The sequence below is a fragment of the Kitasatospora sp. NPDC004745 genome, assembly GCF_042873275.1.
In the GTDB taxonomy this organism is placed as follows: domain Bacteria; phylum Actinomycetota; class Actinomycetes; order Streptomycetales; family Streptomycetaceae; genus Kitasatospora.
The window spans coordinates 23623-42857 of record NZ_JBIALK010000025.1 but is presented as its reverse complement, the minus strand read 5'-3'; the positions used below and the strand labels follow the sequence as shown (position 1 = coordinate 42857).

The 19235-nt window shown below is 74.3% G+C and carries 18 protein-coding genes; 7 read left to right on the top strand and 11 right to left on the bottom strand.

Annotated features, from left to right (window positions below; all coding sequences use genetic code 11):
• Positions 1-32: 32 nt before the first annotated feature.
• Complete coding sequence (locus ACFYUY_RS31365) at positions 33-542, bottom strand: hypothetical protein (protein ID WP_360222217.1); 510 nt, start codon at positions 540-542, stop codon at positions 33-35.
• 227 nt (positions 543-769) lie between these two features.
• A complete protein-coding gene (gene miaA / locus ACFYUY_RS31360) occupies positions 770-1711 on the bottom strand; it encodes a tRNA (adenosine(37)-N6)-dimethylallyltransferase MiaA (RefSeq protein ID WP_387905697.1) in 942 nt (313 codons plus the stop codon).
• Positions 1712-1878: 167 nt separating this feature from the next.
• Here miaA and ACFYUY_RS31355 point away from each other — a divergent pair, with 167 nt between their 5' ends.
• Positions 1879-2124 carry an antitoxin gene (locus ACFYUY_RS31355; protein WP_387905695.1) on the top strand — a complete coding sequence of 82 codons (246 nt, stop codon included), beginning with the start codon at positions 1879-1881 and terminating at the stop codon, positions 2122-2124.
• A gap of 31 nt (positions 2125-2155) precedes the next feature.
• Here ACFYUY_RS31355 and ACFYUY_RS31350 read toward each other — a convergent pair whose 3' ends face one another.
• Together ACFYUY_RS31350 and miaB are read right to left on the bottom strand one after the other, a co-directional pair.
• A complete protein-coding gene (locus ACFYUY_RS31350; protein WP_387905692.1) occupies positions 2156-2854 on the bottom strand; it encodes a hypothetical protein in 699 nt (232 codons plus the stop codon).
• A gap of 220 nt (positions 2855-3074) precedes the next feature.
• Positions 3075-4574 carry a tRNA (N6-isopentenyl adenosine(37)-C2)-methylthiotransferase MiaB gene (gene miaB, locus ACFYUY_RS31345; RefSeq protein WP_360222205.1) on the bottom strand — a complete coding sequence of 500 codons (1500 nt, stop codon included), beginning with the start codon at positions 4572-4574 and terminating at the stop codon, positions 3075-3077.
• Positions 4575-4797: 223 nt separating this feature from the next.
• On the opposite strand from miaB, the gene ACFYUY_RS31340 reads away from it, so the two are divergent.
• The gene (locus ACFYUY_RS31340) at positions 4798-5817 is read left to right on the top strand and encodes a TAXI family TRAP transporter solute-binding subunit (protein ID WP_360222202.1); all 1020 of its coding nucleotides are present in this window, start codon (positions 4798-4800) and stop codon (positions 5815-5817) included.
• Between the two features lie 52 nt (positions 5818-5869).
• Here the strand turns inward: ACFYUY_RS31340 and ACFYUY_RS31335 are convergent, their stop codons facing one another.
• Together ACFYUY_RS31335 and ACFYUY_RS31330 are read right to left on the bottom strand one after the other, a co-directional pair.
• Positions 5870-7303, bottom strand: a complete 1434-nt coding sequence (locus ACFYUY_RS31335) for a HAMP domain-containing sensor histidine kinase (protein WP_360222199.1) — start codon at positions 7301-7303, stop codon at positions 5870-5872.
• A gap of 6 nt (positions 7304-7309) precedes the next feature.
• Positions 7310-8068, bottom strand: a complete 759-nt coding sequence (locus ACFYUY_RS31330) for a response regulator transcription factor (RefSeq protein WP_387905689.1) — start codon at positions 8066-8068, stop codon at positions 7310-7312.
• A 371-nt stretch (positions 8069-8439) separates the two neighbouring features.
• Between ACFYUY_RS31330 and ACFYUY_RS31325 the strand changes: the two genes are divergently transcribed.
• The 5 genes from ACFYUY_RS31325 (at position 8440) to ACFYUY_RS31305 (ending at position 13678) form a co-directional block, all read left to right on the top strand.
• Positions 8440-9213 (top strand): amino acid ABC transporter ATP-binding protein, encoded by a 774-nt coding sequence (locus ACFYUY_RS31325; protein ID WP_360222193.1) that lies wholly within the window; start codon positions 8440-8442, stop codon positions 9211-9213.
• Positions 9214-9333: 120 nt separating this feature from the next.
• On the top strand, positions 9334-10233 hold the full coding sequence (locus ACFYUY_RS31320) for a glutamate ABC transporter substrate-binding protein (protein WP_387905686.1): 900 nt from the start codon (positions 9334-9336) through the stop codon (positions 10231-10233).
• Between the two features lie 66 nt (positions 10234-10299).
• Positions 10300-10950, top strand: coding sequence for an amino acid ABC transporter permease (locus tag ACFYUY_RS31315; RefSeq protein WP_360222187.1), 651 nt, complete (start codon positions 10300-10302; stop codon positions 10948-10950).
• The gene (locus ACFYUY_RS31310; protein WP_360222184.1) at positions 10947-11798 is read left to right on the top strand and encodes an amino acid ABC transporter permease; all 852 of its coding nucleotides are present in this window, start codon (positions 10947-10949) and stop codon (positions 11796-11798) included. Before ACFYUY_RS31315 ends, ACFYUY_RS31310 begins: the two co-directional genes overlap by 4 nt.
• 122 nt (positions 11799-11920) lie before the next feature.
• Positions 11921-13678, top strand: a complete 1758-nt coding sequence (locus tag ACFYUY_RS31305; protein WP_387905683.1) for an FAD-dependent monooxygenase — start codon at positions 11921-11923, stop codon at positions 13676-13678.
• Positions 13679-13711: 33 nt separating this feature from the next.
• Here ACFYUY_RS31305 and ACFYUY_RS31300 read toward each other — a convergent pair whose 3' ends face one another.
• The 5 genes from ACFYUY_RS31300 to ACFYUY_RS31280 form a co-directional block, all read right to left on the bottom strand.
• The gene (locus tag ACFYUY_RS31300) at positions 13712-14734 is read right to left on the bottom strand and encodes a regulatory protein RecX (RefSeq protein WP_387905681.1); all 1023 of its coding nucleotides are present in this window, start codon (positions 14732-14734) and stop codon (positions 13712-13714) included.
• Between the two features lie 4 nt (positions 14735-14738).
• A complete protein-coding gene (recA, locus tag ACFYUY_RS31295) occupies positions 14739-15857 on the bottom strand; it encodes a recombinase RecA (protein ID WP_387905678.1) in 1119 nt (372 codons plus the stop codon).
• Between the two features lie 193 nt (positions 15858-16050).
• Entirely contained in the window at positions 16051-17184 is a 1134-nt protein-coding gene (locus ACFYUY_RS31290) for an AI-2E family transporter (protein ID WP_360221012.1), read from the bottom strand.
• A 195-nt stretch (positions 17185-17379) separates the two neighbouring features.
• On the bottom strand, positions 17380-17574 hold the full coding sequence (locus ACFYUY_RS31285; RefSeq protein ID WP_360221015.1) for a DUF3046 domain-containing protein: 195 nt from the start codon (positions 17572-17574) through the stop codon (positions 17380-17382).
• Between the two features lie 70 nt (positions 17575-17644).
• Positions 17645-19171 carry a S8 family serine peptidase gene (locus tag ACFYUY_RS31280; RefSeq protein WP_387905675.1) on the bottom strand — a complete coding sequence of 509 codons (1527 nt, stop codon included), beginning with the start codon at positions 19169-19171 and terminating at the stop codon, positions 17645-17647.
• Positions 19172-19235 lie beyond the last annotated feature (64 nt).

The following is a 19235-nucleotide window of genomic DNA, read 5'->3' as shown; positions in this document are numbered from 1 at the left end:
TACTGAGTCGCCGGGCCGGGGCCCGGGCCCGGTCACCGCAGGTAGGCGACCCGCCAGACGGCCAGCGCGCAGGCCGCCAGCGCGATCAGGGTGTAGACCACGATCGCCTTCCAGCCGGCCCGCTGCCCGGAGCCGCGGCGCGGCAGGCCGGGCCACTTGTAGCCGGCGTGCCGGGCGGCCATGGCGCCCCAGCCGACGGAGGCGGCGGTGAGCAGCAGCCCGAGCATGCCGACCATGGTCGCGCGGGCCCCGGCGGAGCCGAAGGCGAGCGGGAAGGCGAACATCAGCGAGCCGAGGGTGCCCAGCAGGGCGATCGGCAGGGTCTGCCACCAGCGGAGCCGGCGCAGCGGCCGGATCTCCCGCTCGTGCACCGCGCCCGCCGGGGTGCGGGTGTCCAGGGCGGGCAGCGCGGTGGCGTAGGAGGTGGGTGCGCCCAGGCCGGTCAGCACGGGCAGGTCGCCCATCGTGGACTCGTCGAACGCCTCGGCCGGTGCGGTGACGCTCCCGCTCTGGCCGGATTCGGGGCCGGTACCCGTTGACACACGGCCTCCCCTGACTGTTCGACACGAGCGGACTCGCGGCCGGGCACGGTCGGCCCGCGCGGGCCGATCCCTATGGCATCGATGATGGCATGTCCAGAGGTGCGTTCCGGGCCTGACCGGGGTCGACAAGTGATCCGTGGCCATCACGTGATCGGCCCGTGACCGCCGGTTCGTCCTGCACGGCCACCTGCGCGCGCACCTGCACCCGCCGGGTGGCCGGAACCCGCCTACGCGGCCGGAACCCCCTGACGGCCGATCAGTTCGAGGGATCGTTCCAGCAGCTCGACCGGGTCGGTCCCGGCCGGGCGGGAGAGCCAGTGGATCCGGTCGTCGCGGCGGAACCAGGACTCCTGGCGGCGGGCGAAGCGCTTGGTGGCCCGGACGGTCTCGGCCCGCGCCTCGTCCTCCGTGCACTCCCCGGCGAAGTGGTCCAGCACCTGCTGGTAGCCGAGCGCACGGGAGGCGGTGCGGCCCTCCCGCAGTCCGGCGCCCTCCAGCTCCCGCACCTCGTCCAGCAGCCCGGCCCGCCACATCCGGTCGACCCGCAGCGTGATCCGCTCGTCGAGTTCGGGGCGCGGCACGGCGACGCCGATCTGCACCGCGTCGTAGACGGCGGTGTTGCTCGGGAGGTTGGCGGTGAACGGCCGGCCGGTGATCTCGATGACCTCCAGGGCACGGACGATCCGCCGCCCGTTGCCGGTCAGGATCGCCTCGGCGGCGGCCGGGTCCAGCTCGGCCAGCCGCCGGTGCAGGGCGTACGGGCCGTCCCGGTCGAGCTCGGCCTCCAGCCGGGCGCGGACCTCCGGGTCGGTGCCGGGGAACTCCATCTCGTCGATCGCCGCCCGGACGTACAGCCCGGAGCCGCCGACCAGGACGGGCGTGCGCCCGGCGGCGAGCAGCCGGTCGATCTCGGCCCTGGCCAGCCGCTGGTACTCGGCGACGCTGGCGGCCTCGGTGACGTCCCAGACGTCCATCAGGTGGTGCGGCACTCCCCCGCGCTCGGGCAGGGTGAGCTTGGCGGTGCCGATGTCCATGCCCCGGTACAGCTGCATCGAGTCGGTGTTGATCACCTCGCCGTCGAGGGTGCGGGCGATGGCGACGGCCAGGTCGGATTTGCCGGCGGCGGTCGCGCCGACGACGGAGACCACGCGGGGCTGGGAGCTGCTCACCGCTCCAGTCTCGCAAAACCGGCGGGGTTGCCGTGACCGCGCTGCCCGACCGCCACCGGTGCGCGACGATATGACTGTTTCCGGCCGTTTCGGCGGTCGCGAACGCTTCGACCCCCCGGGACGTTGGTCAGGACACGGAGAGGAAGGGTGACGACACCATGGGTCTGATGGACAACCTCAAGGGCAAGGCCGGGGAGCTCAAGGAGCGGGCCAGCGAGCTCGCGGGAAAGCACGGCGACCAGATCGACCACGCGGTGGACCGGGCCGGCGGGGCGATCGACCGGGCCACCAAGGGCAAGTACAGCGAGAAGATCGAGCACGGCGCCAGCCGGGCCAAGGGTGCGGTGGACGACTTCGCCACCAGGCCCGGGCCCGCCTCGGGCGACGGCCCCGGCCCGGCCCCGCGGGGCTGAGGCTCCCGGCCGCCGCCCCGCACCGGGGCGCTCAGCTCCAGGACGCCACCAGGTACCCGACGCCGTACGGGGCGTCCTGGTAGCCGAGCCGTGCGGTGAGGCCGGCGCCCTCGGCGGCGCCGGCCAGCACCTGCCAGGGCGCCCGGCCCTCGGCCTGGAGCTCGGCGGCCAGCGCGGCGTCCAGCGCGGCGAGGGCGGCCAGGTCGGCGGAGCCCAGGGCGGCGGCCAGCGCGGCGTCGAAGCCCTCGGCCCGCTCGTCCAGGTAGCCGGGGGCCTTCAGCGAGCGGCACGCGCTGCCGTCCCCCAGCACCAGCAGGGCGACCCGGTCGGCGAGCCCGGCCAGGCCCTGGCCGAGGCCGAGCATCCGGTCGGCGGGGGCGTCGACCGGCACGGCGCAGGCGTGCGTCGGGACGTCCACGCCGGCGCGCTGCAGCAGCCAGGCGCCGATGGTCAGCGAGGGCGCCAGCTCCGGCCCCTCGACCCGGTCGCCGGGCAGCTTGGCCACCAGCGGCACCCCGTAGCGGTGCAGGGAGCCGGCCCCGCCCTCGGTCCACACCTCGGCCTGCGGGCCGGTGCCGACCACCACGACCAGCTGCGGCGCGGCCGCGACCAGCGCAGCCAGCGCCTCGTCGCAGGCGGCCCGCAGCCCGTCCAGCTCGGCGGCCGCCCCGGCGGCGACCTCCGGGACGAGCAGCGGCGGACAGGGGCACACGGCGGCGGCTACCAGCATGTGGATCACTCTAGGCCCTCTCCCGCCGGGAGGAGGGGGGCCGAAGCGGCCCGTCCGCACACGGACCCCGACGGGGAACGGACCCCGACGGGGAACGGACCCCGACGGGGAACGGGAGCCCGGCCGGAGAACGGGACCCAGGCCGGAGAACGCGCCGGGCGGGAAGCGCGACGGCCCGGCGGGACGCGGGTCCCACCGGGCCGTCGTGCGCGGCGCGGCGTCAGTCGCCGCAGCAGCCACCCGCCGGGGCGGCCGACGGCAGCGCGGCCGGAGCGCCGATGGTCGGCAGGCCGAGCATCACCCCGGCCGGCTTGGCCGCGGGCTTGGCCTGGCGCTTCTCCCAGGCGTCACCGGCCCGGGTGCGGCGCACCGCGAGGGTCGGCCCCTCGGCGAGCAGGTGGTGCGGGGCGGCGTAGGTGATCTCGACGGTCACCATGTCGCCCGGGCGCACCGGCTCGGCGGGCCGGGTGAAGTGCACCAGCCGGTTGTCGGGGGCGCGGCCGGAGAGCCGGTCGGTCTTGTCGTCCTTCTTGCCCTCGCCCTCGGCGACCAGGATCTCCAGGGTGCGGCCGACCTGCTTCTTGTTCTCGTCCCAGGAGATCTCCTCCTGGAGCGCGATCAGCCGGTCGTAGCGGGCCTGGACGACGGCCTTCGGCACCTGGTCCGCCATGTCCGCGGCCGGGGTGCCGGGGCGCTTGGAGTACTGGAAGGTGAAGGCGCTGGTGAAGCGGGCCTCGCGGACGACGTGCATCGTCTCCTCGAAGTCCTCCTCGGTCTCGCCGGGGAAGCCCACGATGATGTCGGTGGAGATCGCCGCGTCGGGCATCGCCTCGCGGACCTTCCGGATGATCCCCAGGAAGCGGTCCTGCCGGTAGGAGCGGCGCATCGCCTTGAGCACCCGGTCCGACCCGGACTGCAGCGGCATGTGCAGCTGGTGCATCACGTTCGGGGTCTCGGCCATCGCGGCGATCACGTCGTCGGTGAAGTCGCGCGGGTGCGGCGAGGTGAAGCGGATCCGCTCCAGGCCCTCGACCTGGCCGGCCGCCCGGAGCAGCTTGGAGAAGGCCTCGCGGTCGCCCAGGTCGGAGCCGTAGGCGTTGACGTTCTGGCCGAGCAGGGTCACCTCGATGACGCCCTCGTCCACCAGCGCCTCGATCTCGGCGAGGACGTCGCCGGGGCGGCGGTCCTCCTCCTTGCCGCGCAGCGCCGGGACGATGCAGAAGGTGCAGGTGTTGTTGCAGCCGACCGAGATGGCGACCCAGGCCGCGTACGCCGACTCGCGGCGGGTCGGCAGGGTGGAGGGGAAGGTCTCCAGCGACTCCAGGATCTCCACCTGGGCCTTGCGCTCGACCGCGGCCCGCTCCAGCAGCGCCGGCAGGTGGCCGATGTTGTGGGTGCCGAACACCACGTCGACCCAGGGGGCCTTCCGCACGATGGTGTCGCGGTCCTTCTGCGCCAGGCAGCCGCCGACGGCGATCTGCATGCCCTTGTGGCGGGTCTTGACCGGCGCCAGCTGCCCGAGGTTGCCGTACAGCTTGTTGTCGGCGTTCTCGCGCACCGCGCACGTGTTGAACACGACCAGGTCCGGGTCGCCGTCCTGGCCGGCCTTGACGTAGCCGGCGTCCTCCAGCAGGCCGGACAGCCGCTCGGAGTCGTGGACGTTCATCTGGCAGCCGTACGTGACGACCTTGTAGCTCTTCAATCCGCTCTCACCGCTCACCAGACCAGGGTACGGGCAGCCGCGAAGCGCTTTTCCCGGTCCCGCCCCGCCCGTGCTCCCGCCGTCCCGCCACCGCCCCCGCCCTCCCGCCCACCGCCCACCGCCCACCGCCCACCGGGCAGGCGCTCCGGTCCAGCCGGGAGCACGGGTGCCGGGCCGGGCCCGCGGTTCCCGTACCCCGTTCCCCCTCCCGTTCGGCCGGGGCGCCTGGCAGTATCCCTGCATGGCCCCCACCACTCCTCCACGCCTCGGCGCCGCCGCCCGCACCGCGGCCCGCAGCCCGCTGTGGCGGACGCTGCTGGCCCTGGTGCTGGTGCTCGCGGCGCTGGGCGGCTGGTGGCTGTCGGCGGGCCGCTCGCCCGGCTACCCGCTCGGCGAGACCCGCTTCGCCACCGGGGTCGAGCGCGGCGTGTACGACCGGTACGGGCAGCTGCTGGAGACCCACGTCGCCAAGGCGATGCCCGGTGTGCGGCTGGCCCTGGACAACTCCCAGGGCTCGATAGAGAACCTCACCCGGGTGACCGGCGGCCAGGACTCCTTCGCGATCGCCACGGCCGACGCGGTCGCCGACTACAGCGGACCGGGGAAGGACCGGCTGCGGGCGATCGCCCGGCTCTACGACGACTACCTGCAGCTGATCGTCCCCGCGTCCTCGCCGGTGCACCGCACCGCCGACCTCAAGGGCCTGAGGGTCGGCGTGGGGCTGCCGCAGTCCGGGGTGAACCTGGTGACCAGGCGGCTGCTGACCGCGGCCGGACTGGACCTCGACCGCGACATCGTCCCGGTGCCGGACGGTGTCGGCGCCGCCGCGGACGACCTGCGCGCGGGCAAGCTGGACGCCTTCTTCTGGTCCGGCGGCCTGCCGACCAGCGCCCTCACCGACCTCTCCGACCACGTGCGGATCCGGGTCGTGCCGCTGGGGGACCTCGCCGAGGCGATCCACAAGATGGAGGGCGGCGGCACCGACGCCTACCGGGCGGCCACCATGCCGAAGGGCACCTACCCGAACGCCGAGCCCACGGAGGCCGTCGCCACGGTGGCGGTGCCCAACCTGCTGATCACCCGGGACGACGTGGACCCGGGCCTGGTCGAGGGGATGACCCGGGCGGTGATCGACAGCCGCGACCAGATCGGCGCCCAGGTGCACGCGGCCCAGCTGGTCGACCTGCGCACCGCCGTCTACACCGACCCGCTCCCGCTGCACGAGGGCGCCATGCGCTACTACCGCTCCGTGAAGCCCTGAGGAGCCTGCGCTCCGCCCGTCGGCCGGCCCGCGGGGTCGCGCGGGCCGGCCCTCAGGCCTTCGCCGGCCTGGGCACGGCCAGCGTCACCGCGAGCCCGGTCGGCTTGACCGGCGCGAAGCCGAGCGAGCCGCCGCCGGCCGCCAGCAGGGTGCGGGCGATCGACAGGCCCAGCCCGGAGCCGTCCACGTTCTGGTGGCGCGGGCTGCGCCAGAACCGGTCCCCGGCGCGGGACAGCTCGTCCTCGGTGAGGCCGGGCCCGGCGTCCGTGACGGTCACCGCGACCTCGTCCTTGCGCACCGCGACCCGCAGCCGCACCCGGCTGTCGGCCGGGCTGAACTTGAGCGCGTTGTCGAGCACGGCGTCGAGGGCGGAGCCGAAGCCGATCGGGTCGGCCATGCCGAGCGCGAGCGCCGGGCCGTCCCAGCGCAGCTCGATGCCGCGCTGTTCGGCGACCGGCCGCCAGGCGTCCACCCGGGCCAGGGTGAGCGCGGCGAGGTCGGTCTGCTCGGGTTCGGGGCGGGCGTGCTCGGCGGTGGCCAGGCCGAGCAGGTCGTCGAGCACCCGGGCCAGCCGGACGCCCTCCTCCCGGACGCCGCCGAGCTCCTCCTCGTGCCCCTCGGGCAGTTCCAGGCCGAGCACCTCGACCCGCAGCAGCAGCGCCGCCAGCGGGTTGCGCAGCTGGTGCGAGGCGTCGGCGACGAAGGCCTTCTGCTGGTCCATGGCGAGCACCACGTGGTCGGCCATCTCGTTGAAGGAGCGGGCCAGCCGCTGCAGCTCGGGCGGCCCGCCGCCGGGCGCGACCCGGGCGGCCATCCGGCCGGTGGCGATGTCGTGGGTGGCCCGGTCGAGGGTGCGGACCGGACGCAGCACCCACTCGGTGAGCCGGACGGCCAGCAGCACGGCGACGATCATGGCGGCGGCCTCGCCCGCGCCGATCACCAGCCAGCTGTGCAGCATCCGGGTGCGCAGCGCCCCGGTCGGCGACTCGCTGAGCACCACCGCGACCACGTCGCCGTCGCGCACCACCGGGGTGGCGACGGTGAGGGTGCGGTCGCCGGTCCACGGCCACACCTGCGGCGGGTTGTGGCTGCGCCGCCCGTCCAGCGCCTCCTGGAAGGCCTGTGCGCCCCAGCCGCCGGCCGGCACCCGCCAGTCGGCGGGCGCGGCGGCTATCGGCTGGCCGTCGCGCTGGAAGATGCCCAGCCGGACGCCGTAGAGGTCGTGGTAGCGGCTGACCTCGGCGTCGATGGCGTGCCGGCGGCTGACGTCACCGGGGGCGGGTTCGAGGTCCCCCTTGAGCGCGGACTCCACCCCGGAGGCCCCGGAGGTGGGCAGGTCCTGGGCGAAGCGGGCGGCGTCGTCGAGCCGGTCCACGACCACCTTGCTCTGCTGGGCCGCCGCGACCGCCGCCGCGAGCGGCAGCCCCAGGGCGGCCAGGACGCAGAGCATGAGGGCGATCAGGATGCCGAGCAGGCGGGTGCGCACGTGCGGTCAGTGCTCCGCGGGTGCGGACGACGGGGCCTGGTCCGCGGCGGGCGCCGGGGACTCCGGGATCAGCCGGTAGCCGACGCCGCGGACGGCCTCGACCAGGCCGGGCAGGGCGAGCTTGTTGCGCAGCGAGCCGATGTGCACCTCCAGGGTGCGCCCGTTGCCCTCCCAGCCGCTGCGCCAGACCTCGCTGAAGATCTGCTCGCGCCGGTAGACCACGCCGGGGCTCTGTGCGAGCAGGGCGAGCAGGTCGAACTCCTTGCGGGTGAGCGGCACGTCCCGGCCCTCCACGCTGACCCGGCGGCGTTCCCGGTCGATCCGGATGCCGCGGGACTCCAGCGGGCCGCGCTGCTGCGGGACGGCGTCGGGCGCGGGCGCGGCGACCGCGGCGGGGGCGGCGCCGCGGCGGGCCACCGCGTGGATGCGGGCGAGCAGCTCGCCCATGTCGTAGGGCTTGGTGACGTAGTCGTCGGCGCCCAGGTTGAGGCCGTGGATCCGGGAGCGGATGTCGGCGCGGGCGGTGACCATGATCACCGGCACGCCGCTGCCGGCCCGGATCCGGCTGCACACCTCGAAGCCGTCGCGGTCGGGCAGTCCGAGGTCGAGCAGCACCACCCGGTACGGGTCGTTGCCGTCGGGCACCAGGGCGTCCAGCGCCTCGTGCCCGCTGCGGGCGTGCCGGACCTGGAAGCCGTGCCGGCCCAGTACCGCGACCAGCGCGGCGGCCACCCGTTCGTCGTCCTCGACGAGCAGCAGTCGCATCCTGTTCTCCTCCTTCCCCCACGTGATCACCGGACCGATCGGTCGGGTCCCGGTCCTGCGCAGTATGAGCCAGCGGACGGCCCGGCGCCAGGCTCGGCCGTCCACCAGGCTCCGGGGGGACGGGGAGCACCGGCGCGAACGCCCGATGTGACATGCCCCGTTGACGCACTCGCGAACAGTCCGCGAGCACCGTGTGGCCGTTTCGTGATCCTCAAGTTCCGCTCAGATCGGCTGACGGCGGCTCGTCATCGCTCCTATGGTCGGCCCACCGGGGGCTGCGGCTCCGCCGGTCGCGGCTCCCGGATTCGTACCACCATTGCCGCCCAAGGGAGTTCGGACTCCCGAGGGCCGACACAGAGGGAGCAGGCGCGATGACCGAGAACCCGGTCGCGGACTCCACCCCCGCAGCCGCCCCCCTGGTCGTGCTGAACGGTGTGAACAAGCACTACGGCGCCCTGCACGTGCTGCAGGACGTCGACCTGGAGATCGTCCAGGGCGAGGTGGTGGTCCTGATCGGGCCGTCCGGCTCGGGCAAGTCCACGCTGTGCCGGACGATCAACCGACTGGAGACCATCGACTCCGGCTCGATCACCATCGACGGCCGCCCGCTGCCCGCCGAGGGCCGGGAGCTGGCCCGGCTGCGCGCCGAGGTCGGCATGGTGTTCCAGTCCTTCAACCTCTTCGCGCACAAGACTGTGCTGGAGAACGTGGTGATGGGCCAGGTCAAGGTGCGCCGGGTCCCCCGGGCCGAGGCCGAGCGCACCGCCCGCGAGCTGCTGGACCGGGTCGGCGTGGGCGCCCAGGCGGACAAGTTCCCCGCCCAGCTCTCCGGCGGCCAGCAGCAGCGCGTGGCGATCGCCAGGGCGCTGGCCATGAAGCCCAAGGTGATGCTGTTCGACGAGCCCACCTCGGCCCTCGACCCCGAGATGGTCAACGAGGTGCTGGAGGTCATGCGCCGGCTGGCCGCCGAGGGCATGACGATGGTCGTGGTCACCCACGAGATGGGCTTCGCGCGCTCCGCCGCCAACCGCGTGCTGTTCATGGCCGACGGCCGGATCGTCGAGCAGAACACCCCGGACGCCTTCTTCACCGCGCCGCGCTCCGAGCGCGCCAAGGACTTCCTCTCGAAGATCCTGCACCACTGACGCTTCGGGACCACGCGGGGCCGCCGCCGGCAAGGGCGCCGGACGGCCCTGCCCGTGTACACAACTTCCAGACGCCAGAGCCCGGTTGAACCGTGGCCAAGCTCCCAGGAGAACACCCTCATGAGGACTCGTCGCACCCTCGCCGTCGCGCTCTGTGCCGTCGCGCTCACCGCCACCGCCGCCTGCGGCAAGGACGGCTCGCCCGGCTCCGCCGCGAGCTCCGGCAACGCGCCGGCGCTGCCGACCTACACGGTCAAGACCGACGTCAAGATCGACTCCGCGATCCTCGCCGAGGCCAGGAAGCGCGGCCAGCTGATCATCGGCGCCAAGGCCGACCAGCCGTTCCTGGGCTTCGAGGACGTCGCCAGCGGCGACCGCAGCGGCTTCGACATCGAGATCGCCAAGATGATCGCCGCCGACCTCGGCTTCACCCCGCAGCAGATCAAGTGGCAGACCCTGGTCTCCTCGCAGCGCGAGCCGGCCATCGCCAAGGGCCAGATCGACTTCTACGTCGGCACCTACAGCATCAACGACGAGCGCAAGAAGACGGTCTCCTTCGCCGGCCCGTACTACATCGCCGGCCAGGACCTGCTGGTGAAGAAGGACAACACCTCGATCACCGGCCCGGAGAGCGTCAGCGGCAAGAACGTCTGCACCGCCACCGGCTCGACCTCGATCAAGAACATCCAGCAGTACAACCCGAAGATCACCCAGTTCGACACCTACTCGGCCTGCGTCGAGAAGCTGCTCGCCGGCGAGGTCGACGCGGTCACCACCGACGACGCGATCCTCAAGGGCTACGCCTCCAAGTTCGCCGGCAAGCTCCAGGTGGTCGGCAAGCCGTTCACCAAGGAGAACTACGGCGTCGGCCTCAACAAGGACGACGCGGCCCTGCGCGGCGCCATCACCGACGCCGTCAAGGCCCACGAGGAGAACGGCGACTGGAAGAAGGCCTACGACGCGACGCTCGGCCTGTCCGGCTCCGCCGCGCCCGCCGTGCCCACCCTCGACCGCTACTGATCCGCACGCGGCGAACCGCCGCGGCCACACGTTCCCGACCCGACATCCTGAGAGGAGGGCCGCCGGATGGGGTTCCTGTTCGAGGACGACAACTTCGCGTTGTTCCGCGACGGCTTCCTGCAGACGATCGAGCTGAGCGCGCTCAGCGCCCTGCTCGCCCTGCTGCTGGGCACCCTGCTGGCGGCCTTCCGGGTCTCCCCGGTACCGGTGCTGCGCGCCTTCGGCACCACCTGGGTGACGCTGTTCCGCAACACCCCGCTGACGCTGCTGTTCTTCGCGGTCACCTTCGGGCTGCCGGCGCTGGGCGTGCACTTCAGCCACCTCGCCTTCGCCGTGCTGGCGCTCGGCGGGTACACCGCCTCGTTCGTCTGCGAGGTGATCCGCTCCGGCATCAACACCGTGCCGCTCGGCCAGGCGGAGGCCGCCCGCAGCCTCGGCATGGGCTTCGGCCAGACGCTCACCCTGGTCGTCCTGCCGCAGGCCGCCCGGACCGTCCTGGCCCCGCTGAGCAGCGTGTTCATCGCGCTGCCGAGGAACTCGGCGATCGCCGGCGCGTTCAGCGTCAGCGAGCTGTACAGCGCCCAGCAGACCTTCTCCGAGAAGGGCTACTCCATCTTCTCGATCTTCTTCTGGATCGCCTGCGCCTACCTGGTGATCAGCGCCACGGTCGCCGCGCTGTTCCGCTTCCTGGAGTCCCGACTGGCGGTGGCCCGATGAGCAAGACCTCCACCCGCGTCCCGACGGCCAGCGTCCTCTACGACGCCCCCGGCCCGCGCGCCCGCAACCGGTACCGCCTCTTCGGGGTGCTGTCGCTGCTCGGCGTCGCCGGACTGCTCTGGTACGCCTTCACCGCGCTCGACGACAACGGGCAGTTCGACCCCCAGCTGTGGGACGCCTTCCAGTACAACACCGTCCAGCAGTGGATCCTGGAGGGCCTGCTCGCCACCCTCAAGGCCTTCGGGCTGGCGGCGCTGTTCTCGCTCACGCTGGGCTCGCTGCTGGCCACCGGCCAGCTCTCCGACCACCGGCCGGTCCGCTGGCTCTGCGTCAGCTTCGTCCAGTTCTTCCGGGCGATGCCGCTGCTGATCCTGATCGTCGCGCTCTACTACGCGTTCTTCGCGAAGGAGCCGATGTGGGCGCTGGTGCTCGGGCTCACCCTCTACAACGGCTCGGTCCAGGCCGAGATCATCCGCAGCGGCGTCAACGCCGTCCCGCGCGGCCAGGCCGAGGCCGCCTACGCGCTGGGCATGCGCAAGACCCAGGTGATGGCCGGCATCCTGGTGCCGCAGGCCGTCCGCTCGATGCTGCCCTCGATGATCGGCCAGCTGGTCGTCACCCTCAAGGACACCTCGCTCGGCTTCATCATCACCTACCAGGAACTGCTGTTCATCGGCAAGAAGATCGCCAGCCAGCCGCTGAACGCCGCGGGCTTCCCCTACATCCCCGTGGTGCTGGTGATCGGCCCGATCTACATCCTGCTCTGCCTGCTGCTGACCGCGCTCGCCCGGTGGATCGAAGCACGCGGCCGTCGCGGCGCGAACCGGCGCACTTCGGCTGCTGCTTGACGGACACGCAGGTGAACTGTTGCATTGCTCTTCGTGACACCTCCCGGGAGCATCCACGCGGCATATGCGGCAGCGGTAACTGACGCCGGCCCATCGGCCGGTTCGTGCCCGGAGGTCACCGCATGGACCCGGTGATCGTGGTCGGGGCCGGACCGGTCGGTCTGGCCCTGGCCCTCGCCCTGGCCCGGCACGAGGTGCCGACCGTCGTCCTGGACGAGGGCTCCGGCCTCTGCCCCGAAGGCCCGCGCAGCGTCGTCCTCGGGGCCGACACCGCCGCCTTCCTCACCCGGATCGGCTACTCCCGGGCCGTCTCGGACTCCGCCCTCTGGGACTCCTTCGCCGTCTGGCGGCGCCGCCAGGAGGTGCTGCGGATCGACCTCACCGACTCCCCCACCTTCCACCTGCCCCAGCACCGGCTCCAGCGCGGCCTGCGGGACGCCCTGACCGGCACCCCGCTGGTGAGACTCGTCCCGCTGAGCCGGGTCGTCGAACTCGAACAGGACCGCGACGGCGTCAGCGTCCGCACCCACGGCACCCAGGACGGCTCCAGCACCTGGTGGCGCGGCAGCCACCTGGTCGGCTGCGACGGAGCCCGCTCCGCCGTCCGCAAGCTCCTGAAGATCCGCTTCCCCGGCCGCCCGGCCGTCGACCGCAACGCCATCGCCACCGTCCGCGTCGACCTGCCGTTCCACGAGGCCAGACTCCACCGCGAGCCCCCGTGGCGCGGCGACCGCGAGGCCTCCGCCCGCCCCCTGCCGGACGGCGTCTGGCGGCTCGACTGGCGGCTGCCCCCGGGACGGCCCGCCCCCACCGAGCCCGTCGACCCGCACGCCACCTGGCCCGGCATCGTCACCGGCGACACCCTGCTCACCCGGGTCACCGCCACCCTGACCGGCTGGTGCGGCGAACTGCCGCGCTTCGACCTGCTGGCCGCCGCCGACCACACCGCCCAGCAGCGCCTCGCCGCCCGCTTCCGCAGCGGCCGCTGCTTCCTCGCCGGCGACGCCGCCCACCTGCACGGCGCACTCGGCATGCAGAACCTCGCCGACGGGCTGCGCGACGCCGACAACCTCGCCTGGCGGCTCGCCCTCGCCTGGCACCTCCACTCCGGCGGCCCGCAGCCCGGCGGCTCCCTGCTGGACGGCTACGAGGTGGAGCGGCGCGGCGCGGTCGGCGCCCGGCTGCGCGCCGTCGACCAGGCCATGCCGCTGCTGCGCCCGTTGCGCGGCTGGCAGCAGACCAGGCGTTCGCTGCTGGTCGGGGGGTTCCGCAAGCACGCCCCGCTGCTCGCCGACGGACAGCTCGGCACCGGCCGCTTCGGCGGCGCGCCCGCCTACCCGGCGGCGCCCTCCGGCGTCCCCGGCCGGGTGCCGGTCCAGCGCGGTGCCCGCAGCACCACCTCACTCAGCGAACTGCTGCCCGCCACCGCGCCCGGCGTGCTCGTCCCGGACCTGCCGGTGCTGGCCGCCGACGGCACCCCGGACCACCTGCACGCCCGGCTCGGCGTCGCCTTCCTGCTGCTGCTGGTCGCCCCCGGCACCGCCGTCTGGTCCTCCGAGCACTGGCTGGGCGCCGGTCTGATGCCCCGGCTGGCCGAGGTCGCCGCCGCGCTGCCGGTGCCGGCCGAGGTGCTGGTCACCGAGGAGTACCCGGAGGCCGGGCCGCACACCGTGCTGCTGATCCGGCCGGACGGGCACCTGGTCGGCGTCACCCAGGGCGCCGCCGCCGAGGACCTGCTGGCACTGGCCGACCGGGCCCGCGGGGGGCCGGCCCCGCTGGCCGGGGCCGCGGACGCCGAGCCGGCCCGGGACCGCCCCGCCGAGGACAGCCCCGCCCAGGACCACCCCGCCCCCGAGCAGGTGGACTCGCCGAGCGCCTGAGCCCTCCCGGGCCCGCCCTCCCGGGGCGCGCGGCTACGTTGCGTCCTGCTCCTCCGACTCCAGCGCGCCGCGCACCACCCGGAACGCCAGCCCCTCGGAGTAGCCGCGGCGGGCCAGCATGCCGACCAGCCGGCGGGTGCGCACCTGGGCGTCCAGCCCCCGGGTGGCCCGCAGCTTGCGGTCGACGAGGGCCCTGGCGGCCTCGGTCTCGTCGTCGTGGTCGACCTGGGCGACGGCCTGCTCGACCAGGTCGGCGGCCACCCCCTTGGTGCGCAGCTCCTGGGTGAGCGCCCGCCGGGACAGGCCTCGGACGGCGTGCCGGGACTCCACCCAGGCCGCGGCGAAGGCCGCGTCGTCGATCAGCCCGACCTCTTCGAGCCGGGTGAGCACCTCGTCGGCGACGTCCTCCGGGATCTCCCGCTTGCGCAGGGCGTCGGCGAGCTGCTTGCGACTCTTGGCGGCGCCGGTGAGCAGCCGCAGGCAGATGTCGCGGGCGCGGGTCTGCGGGTCGGCCGATTCCTCGGCCCCCGCCCGTCGACGGGCGCCGGGCGCACGCCCCTCCTCCGGCTCCCCGCCCTCGGACCGCTCCGCCGCGCGCCGGGCCCGGCTCGCGTTCGTGCCGCCGCGCGGACCGGTGGCCGCTCCCCGGGGGCCTTCGGCCGGGGATCCGCCCGGCTCGTCGTCCGTCACGGCGCCGGTCGCGTCGGCCCGCTCGGCCACCAGGGCCGAGCGGCGCCGACGCCGGCCGGTGGGCAGCTCGGAGGCGGAGACGAGCCCCAGCTCGTCGACCGAGGGCTCCGCCGGTGCCGGCCCGGGCGCCGCGCCGCGCACCGCCCGGGCCGGCGCCCGGTCGAACTCCGGCTCCGAACCGGATGCCCACCGTGCGGCGGAGGACCGCTCCCGCCGCTGCCCCTTCCGGGGCCGTGACCGGGGCAGCGCCGCGGACGGCGGCTCCGGTTGCTCCGCGGGCGGCGGCTCCTCCGCGACCGCGGCGAACCAGTCCGGTGGTCCGTGGTCGTCGTCCGGGCCGCTGCCCGCCGCGTCGTGCTGTGTCAACGGCTCAGGCCTTGGCGGCCGCCGCCGTCTTCTTCGCCGCGGCCGTCTTGGCGGCGGTCGCGGTGATCGGCTTGGCCGCGCCGTCGGCGGCGGGGGCCGCCGCGTCACCCTCGGCCGGCTCCTCGACCTTGGGGCCGATGCCGAGCTTGCCCTTGATCTTCCGCTCGATCTCGTCCGCGAGCTGCGGGTTGTCCCGCAGGAAGTTGCGGGCGTTCTCCTTGCCCTGGCCGAGCTGGTCGCCCTCGTAGGTGTACCAGGCACCCGACTTGCGGATGAAGCCGTGCTCGACGCCCATGTCGATCAGGCCGCCCTCGCGGCTGATGCCGATGCCGTAGAGGATGTCGAACTCGGCCTGCTTGAACGGCGCGGCGACCTTGTTCTTGACGACCTTGACGCGGGTGCGGTTGCCGACCGCCTCGGTGCCGTCCTTCAGGGTCTCGATCCGGCGGATGTCCAGACGGACCGAGGCGTAGAACTTCAGGGCCCGGCCACCGGTCGTGGTCTCCGGCGAGCCGAACATGACGCCGATCTTCTCGCGGAGCTGGTTGATGAAGATCGCGGTGGTGTTCGACTGGTTCAGCGCACCGGCGATCTTGCGCAGCGCCTGGCTCATCAGACGGGCCTGCAGACCGACGTGCGAGTCGCCCATCTCGCCCTCGATCTCGGCGCGCGGGACGAGGGCCGCGACCGAGTCGATGATCACCAGGTCGATCGCGCCGGAGCGGATCAGCATGTCGGTGATCTCCAGGGCCTGCTCACCGGTGTCCGGCTGGCTGACCAGCAGGGCGTCGGTGTCCACGCCGAGCTTCTTGGCGTACTCCGGGTCGAGCGCGTGCTCCGCGTCGACGAAGGCGACCGTGCCGCCGGCCCGCTGGGCGTTGGCCGCCAGGTGCAGGGTCAGCGTGGTCTTGCCGGAGGACTCGGGGCCGTAGATCTCGATCACCCGGCCGCGCGGGATGCCGCCGACGCCGAGGGCGACGTCCAGGGCGGTGGACCCGGTGGAGATCACCTCGACCGGCTCGTTGGCCTTCTCACCGAGGCGCATCACCGAGCCCTTGCCGAACTGCCGCTCGATCTGGGCGAGGGCGGTCTCAAGGGCCTTCTCGCGATCCGTACCTGCCATGGCTTCCACCCTCGGGTTCTGTGCTGTGCGCTTCATCGTCCTCGACGCTAGCGCGTCCCACTGACAAACGAGCCCGACCCGGCTCCGCCTGTGGAGAACTCTTCGCCGGAGAGTACAAAGAACAACTGTTCGATTCAAGCTTCGCACGTCGGCCCGGCGGCCGGGTCACCCCCGCCGCTGCCCGGCCGCCGGATCACTCCCCGTCGCCGCCGACGATCCGCCGCAGCCGCCGCGCCGCCTCCCGGCGCAGCTCCCGCCGGGCCCGCCGCTGCTCGCCCCGGTCGATCCGCGGGTCGGTGGCCACCTCGTAGCGCCGCACGTACGTCCCGACGAAGCCCTGCAGGGTGGCCGCCGCCGGGATGGCGATCAGCGCGCCGACCGCCCCGAGCAGCGCCGCGCCCGCGATCACCGAGCCGAACGCCACCGCCGGGTGCACGTCCACCGTCCGCGCGGTGATCCTCGGGTGCAGCAGGTAGTTCTCGACCTGCTGGTAGACCACCACGAACACCAGCACCCAGAGCGCGTCCACCGGCTCCACGGTGAGCGCCACCAGCACCGGCAGCGCGCCGGCCAGGTACGTCCCGATGGTGGGCACGAACTGCGACATGACGCCGACCCAGACCGCCAGCGCGGCCGAGTACGGCAGGTCCAGCAGCGCGAACATCACCCAGTGGCCGGCGGCCGAGACCACCGCCAGCAGCGCCCGGGAGTAGAGGTAGCCGCCGGTCTTGGCCAGGGCGATCTCCCAGGCCCGGAGCACCTCGGCCTGCTTGGCCGGCGGCAGCACCGAACAGACCGTCCGGCGCACCCGGGGGCCCTCGGCGGTGAAGTAGAAGGTGAACAGCCCGACCGTGAAGGCCTGGAAGAGCCCGCCGATCACGGTGGAGGAGACGCCCCAGACGTTGTCGGCGGCCTGCTGGGCGTAGCTCTCGATCGCCCCGGAGTCCTTGAGCAGCTTCTTCTGCAGCTCGCCCAGCGACAGGTCCTGGTGGAACGTCCGGTTGATCCAGCCGATCAGGTTGTCGACCAGGTGCGGGAGGTCCCCGGCGATCTTCGCCACCTGGTCGACCAGCAGCGTGCCGAGCGCCGCGAGGAACCCGGCCACCGCGACCCCGACGGCCACGAAGACCAGGAAGGTGCCCACCCCGCGGCGCACCCCGCGCGCCGCCATCCGGTCGACGGCCGGCTCCAGCGCCAGCGAGAGGAAGAAGGCCACCAGCAGCATCACGAAGAGGTCGATCAGCTGGTGGAAGGCCCAGTCGGCGAGCTTGAACACCCCGACCAGCACGAGGGCCAGCACCATCGCCCGGGGAAGCCAGCGCGGCATCCCGCCGCTCCATTCGATCCCCCGGCCCGGCGGCCGCGCGGGTGCGGGCGGCTGGCCCGCGGCATCGTCGACGGCCTGCGCCGACCTGTCCGGTTCCGGTGCTCCTGCGCTGCTTGCCACCCCGATAGTCTCACCCATGCCCCGGGCCCGCCCGGGCGCGGGCACCCGTTCGGCCCACCGCCGGACGGGCCCGGCTCAGCGCAGCGCGCCGGAGACGCCCTGGGTCCGACAGACCACCCGCCAGACGTCCTTGGCCTCCCAGCCGGACTCCAGCGCCTGCCGCACCGTCCGCCCGCCGAGTTCGCTCATCACGTGGTCGGAGGCGAAGGACTCCGCGTACGCCTCGCCGAAGTGCGCGTACATCCGTCGCCAGAACTCCGTCAGCCTCATGCCCCCCAGTATCCCGGACCGCGCCCGCCCGCCCCGGCCGGTCCGCCGGCGCGGGCGGCCCGGGGCCGGCTCACTTCGGCAGCGCGAGCAGCCCCGCACCGGCGTACTGCCGCTCCCCGCAGGCGTAGGGCCCCGGCGGGCAGGCGGCGGCCGCCGTGCCGGCCAGCAGCGCGGCGAGCGCCCCCGAGCCGTAGTCCGGGTGCAGTGCGGCGGCCACCGCGACCGCCCCGGTGACGTGCGCCGCCGCCATCGAGGTGCCCGCGAGCGCCGCGTACTGCCCGCCGGGCCAGTCGGAGACGATCGCGCCCTGCGCGCCGCCGTCCGGGTCCCCGCCGGGTGCGGCCAGCGACACCCGGCCACGCCCGTAGTTGGAGTAGCCCGACGGGTGGCCGTCCCGGTCGACGGCGGTGACGGTGACCACCCCGGGCAGCTCGCCGGGCAGCCGGATGCACTCCGTCCCGAGGTGGCGGGTGCGGGCCGGGCCGGCGGTGCGGTCGTTGGGGCTGCGGTCGTCGGTCCGGGCCGCGCCGAGGTCCTGCCCGTCGTTGCCCGCCGAGGCGACCACCACGGCACCCCTGCGCTGCGCGTAGCCGGCGGCGCGGCCGACGGCGGCGACCAGCGCGGCCTGGTCCCGGTCCTCCGGGCAGTTGTACTTCCACGGGTCGGCGAAGTAGCTGTTGTTGATCGCCCTGGCGCCGTGGTCGGCGGCCCAGAGCATCCCGCAGACGATGTTCTCTGCGTAGTACTGGCCGAGCGGCCCGAGCAGCCGGACGGCGGCGATCCGCACGCCGGGTGCGACCCCGGTGACGCCGTGACCGTCCCGGGCGGCGCCGACGATGCCGGCGACGTGGGTGCCGTGGCCGCTCTCGCCGACGCCCGGGTCGGGCCGCCAGGCACCGGAGCGGGCGTCCGGGCGCCCGTCGGCGCAGGAGGCGGAGGCCTTCGGGTCGACGGCGGCCCGCAGGTCCGGGTGGGTGTCGTCGACGCCGGAGTCGAGCACCGCGACCAGCACCCGGTTCAGCGCCCCCGCGGTGGGCGCGGCGCCGGCCGCGGGGCCGCGCGGTGCGGCGGAGGCGTCGCCGCCCGGCGCGGGGGCGGCACCCACCAGGGCGAGGTTCCACGGGTCGCCCTCGGCCGGGTCGGGCACGGTGGGGGTGCCGCCGTCCGCCCGGTCGGCGCCGCGGGCGGCCGGGCCGGCGCCGGCCGCGAAGTCCCCGGCGCCGTCGAGCAGCCGGGGCGGGCTCACCACCGGCGTGGTGCGGGTGGCGCCGACCGCGGCGATCCCGGGGCGGGTGCGCAGCCGGTCGGCGAAGCCGCCGGTGGCGTACGCCAGGACGGCCCCGATCTGCGGGTACTCCTGGACCACCTGACCGCCCGCCGCCCGGCTCTCCGCCCCGGCCCGGGCGGCGCCGGCGGCGTCCTCCTGCTCGGCCAGGACCAGGTAGCTGAGGTAGGAGCGGCCGGCCCCCGAGACGGAGGGGACGGCGCCGCCGACCACCAGCGCGGTGAGCAGCATGGCGAGCAGCGCCCGGGCGGGCCCGCCGACCCGGCGCCGGGCGGCACGGACGGGCCCGCCGCACGGGTGCACCTGCGCCATCGCACGCTCTCCGCTCGTCGGTCCGGTGGGTCACGGGTCGATCACGGTCCTGAATCATCACCAT

Excerpts from the sequence above, each read along its gene's own strand:
- ACFYUY_RS31355 (WP_387905695.1), top strand. The coding sequence starts at position 1,879 with ATGGACAACCTCAAGGGCAAGGCCGGGGAGCTCAAGGAGCGGGCCAGC.
- ACFYUY_RS31350 (WP_387905692.1), bottom strand. The coding sequence starts at position 2,854 with ATGCTGGTAGCCGCCGCCGTGTGCCCCTGTCCGCCGCTGCTCGTCCCG.
- ACFYUY_RS31340 (WP_360222202.1), top strand. The coding sequence starts at position 4,798 with ATGGCCCCCACCACTCCTCCACGCCTCGGCGCCGCCGCCCGCACCGCG.
- ACFYUY_RS31330 (WP_387905689.1), bottom strand. The coding sequence starts at position 8,068 with ATGCGACTGCTGCTCGTCGAGGACGACGAACGGGTGGCCGCCGCGCTG.
- ACFYUY_RS31325 (WP_360222193.1), top strand. The coding sequence starts at position 8,440 with ATGACCGAGAACCCGGTCGCGGACTCCACCCCCGCAGCCGCCCCCCTG.
- ACFYUY_RS31320 (WP_387905686.1), top strand. The coding sequence starts at position 9,334 with ATGAGGACTCGTCGCACCCTCGCCGTCGCGCTCTGTGCCGTCGCGCTC.
- ACFYUY_RS31315 (WP_360222187.1), top strand. The coding sequence starts at position 10,300 with ATGGGGTTCCTGTTCGAGGACGACAACTTCGCGTTGTTCCGCGACGGC.
- ACFYUY_RS31310 (WP_360222184.1), top strand. The coding sequence starts at position 10,947 with ATGAGCAAGACCTCCACCCGCGTCCCGACGGCCAGCGTCCTCTACGAC.
- ACFYUY_RS31305 (WP_387905683.1), top strand. The coding sequence starts at position 11,921 with ATGGACCCGGTGATCGTGGTCGGGGCCGGACCGGTCGGTCTGGCCCTG.
- recA (WP_387905678.1), bottom strand. The coding sequence starts at position 15,857 with ATGGCAGGTACGGATCGCGAGAAGGCCCTTGAGACCGCCCTCGCCCAG.
- ACFYUY_RS31290 (WP_360221012.1), bottom strand. The coding sequence starts at position 17,184 with ATGCCGCGCTGGCTTCCCCGGGCGATGGTGCTGGCCCTCGTGCTGGTC.
- ACFYUY_RS31285 (WP_360221015.1), bottom strand. The coding sequence starts at position 17,574 with ATGAGGCTGACGGAGTTCTGGCGACGGATGTACGCGCACTTCGGCGAG.
- ACFYUY_RS31280 (WP_387905675.1), bottom strand. The coding sequence starts at position 19,171 with ATGGCGCAGGTGCACCCGTGCGGCGGGCCCGTCCGTGCCGCCCGGCGC.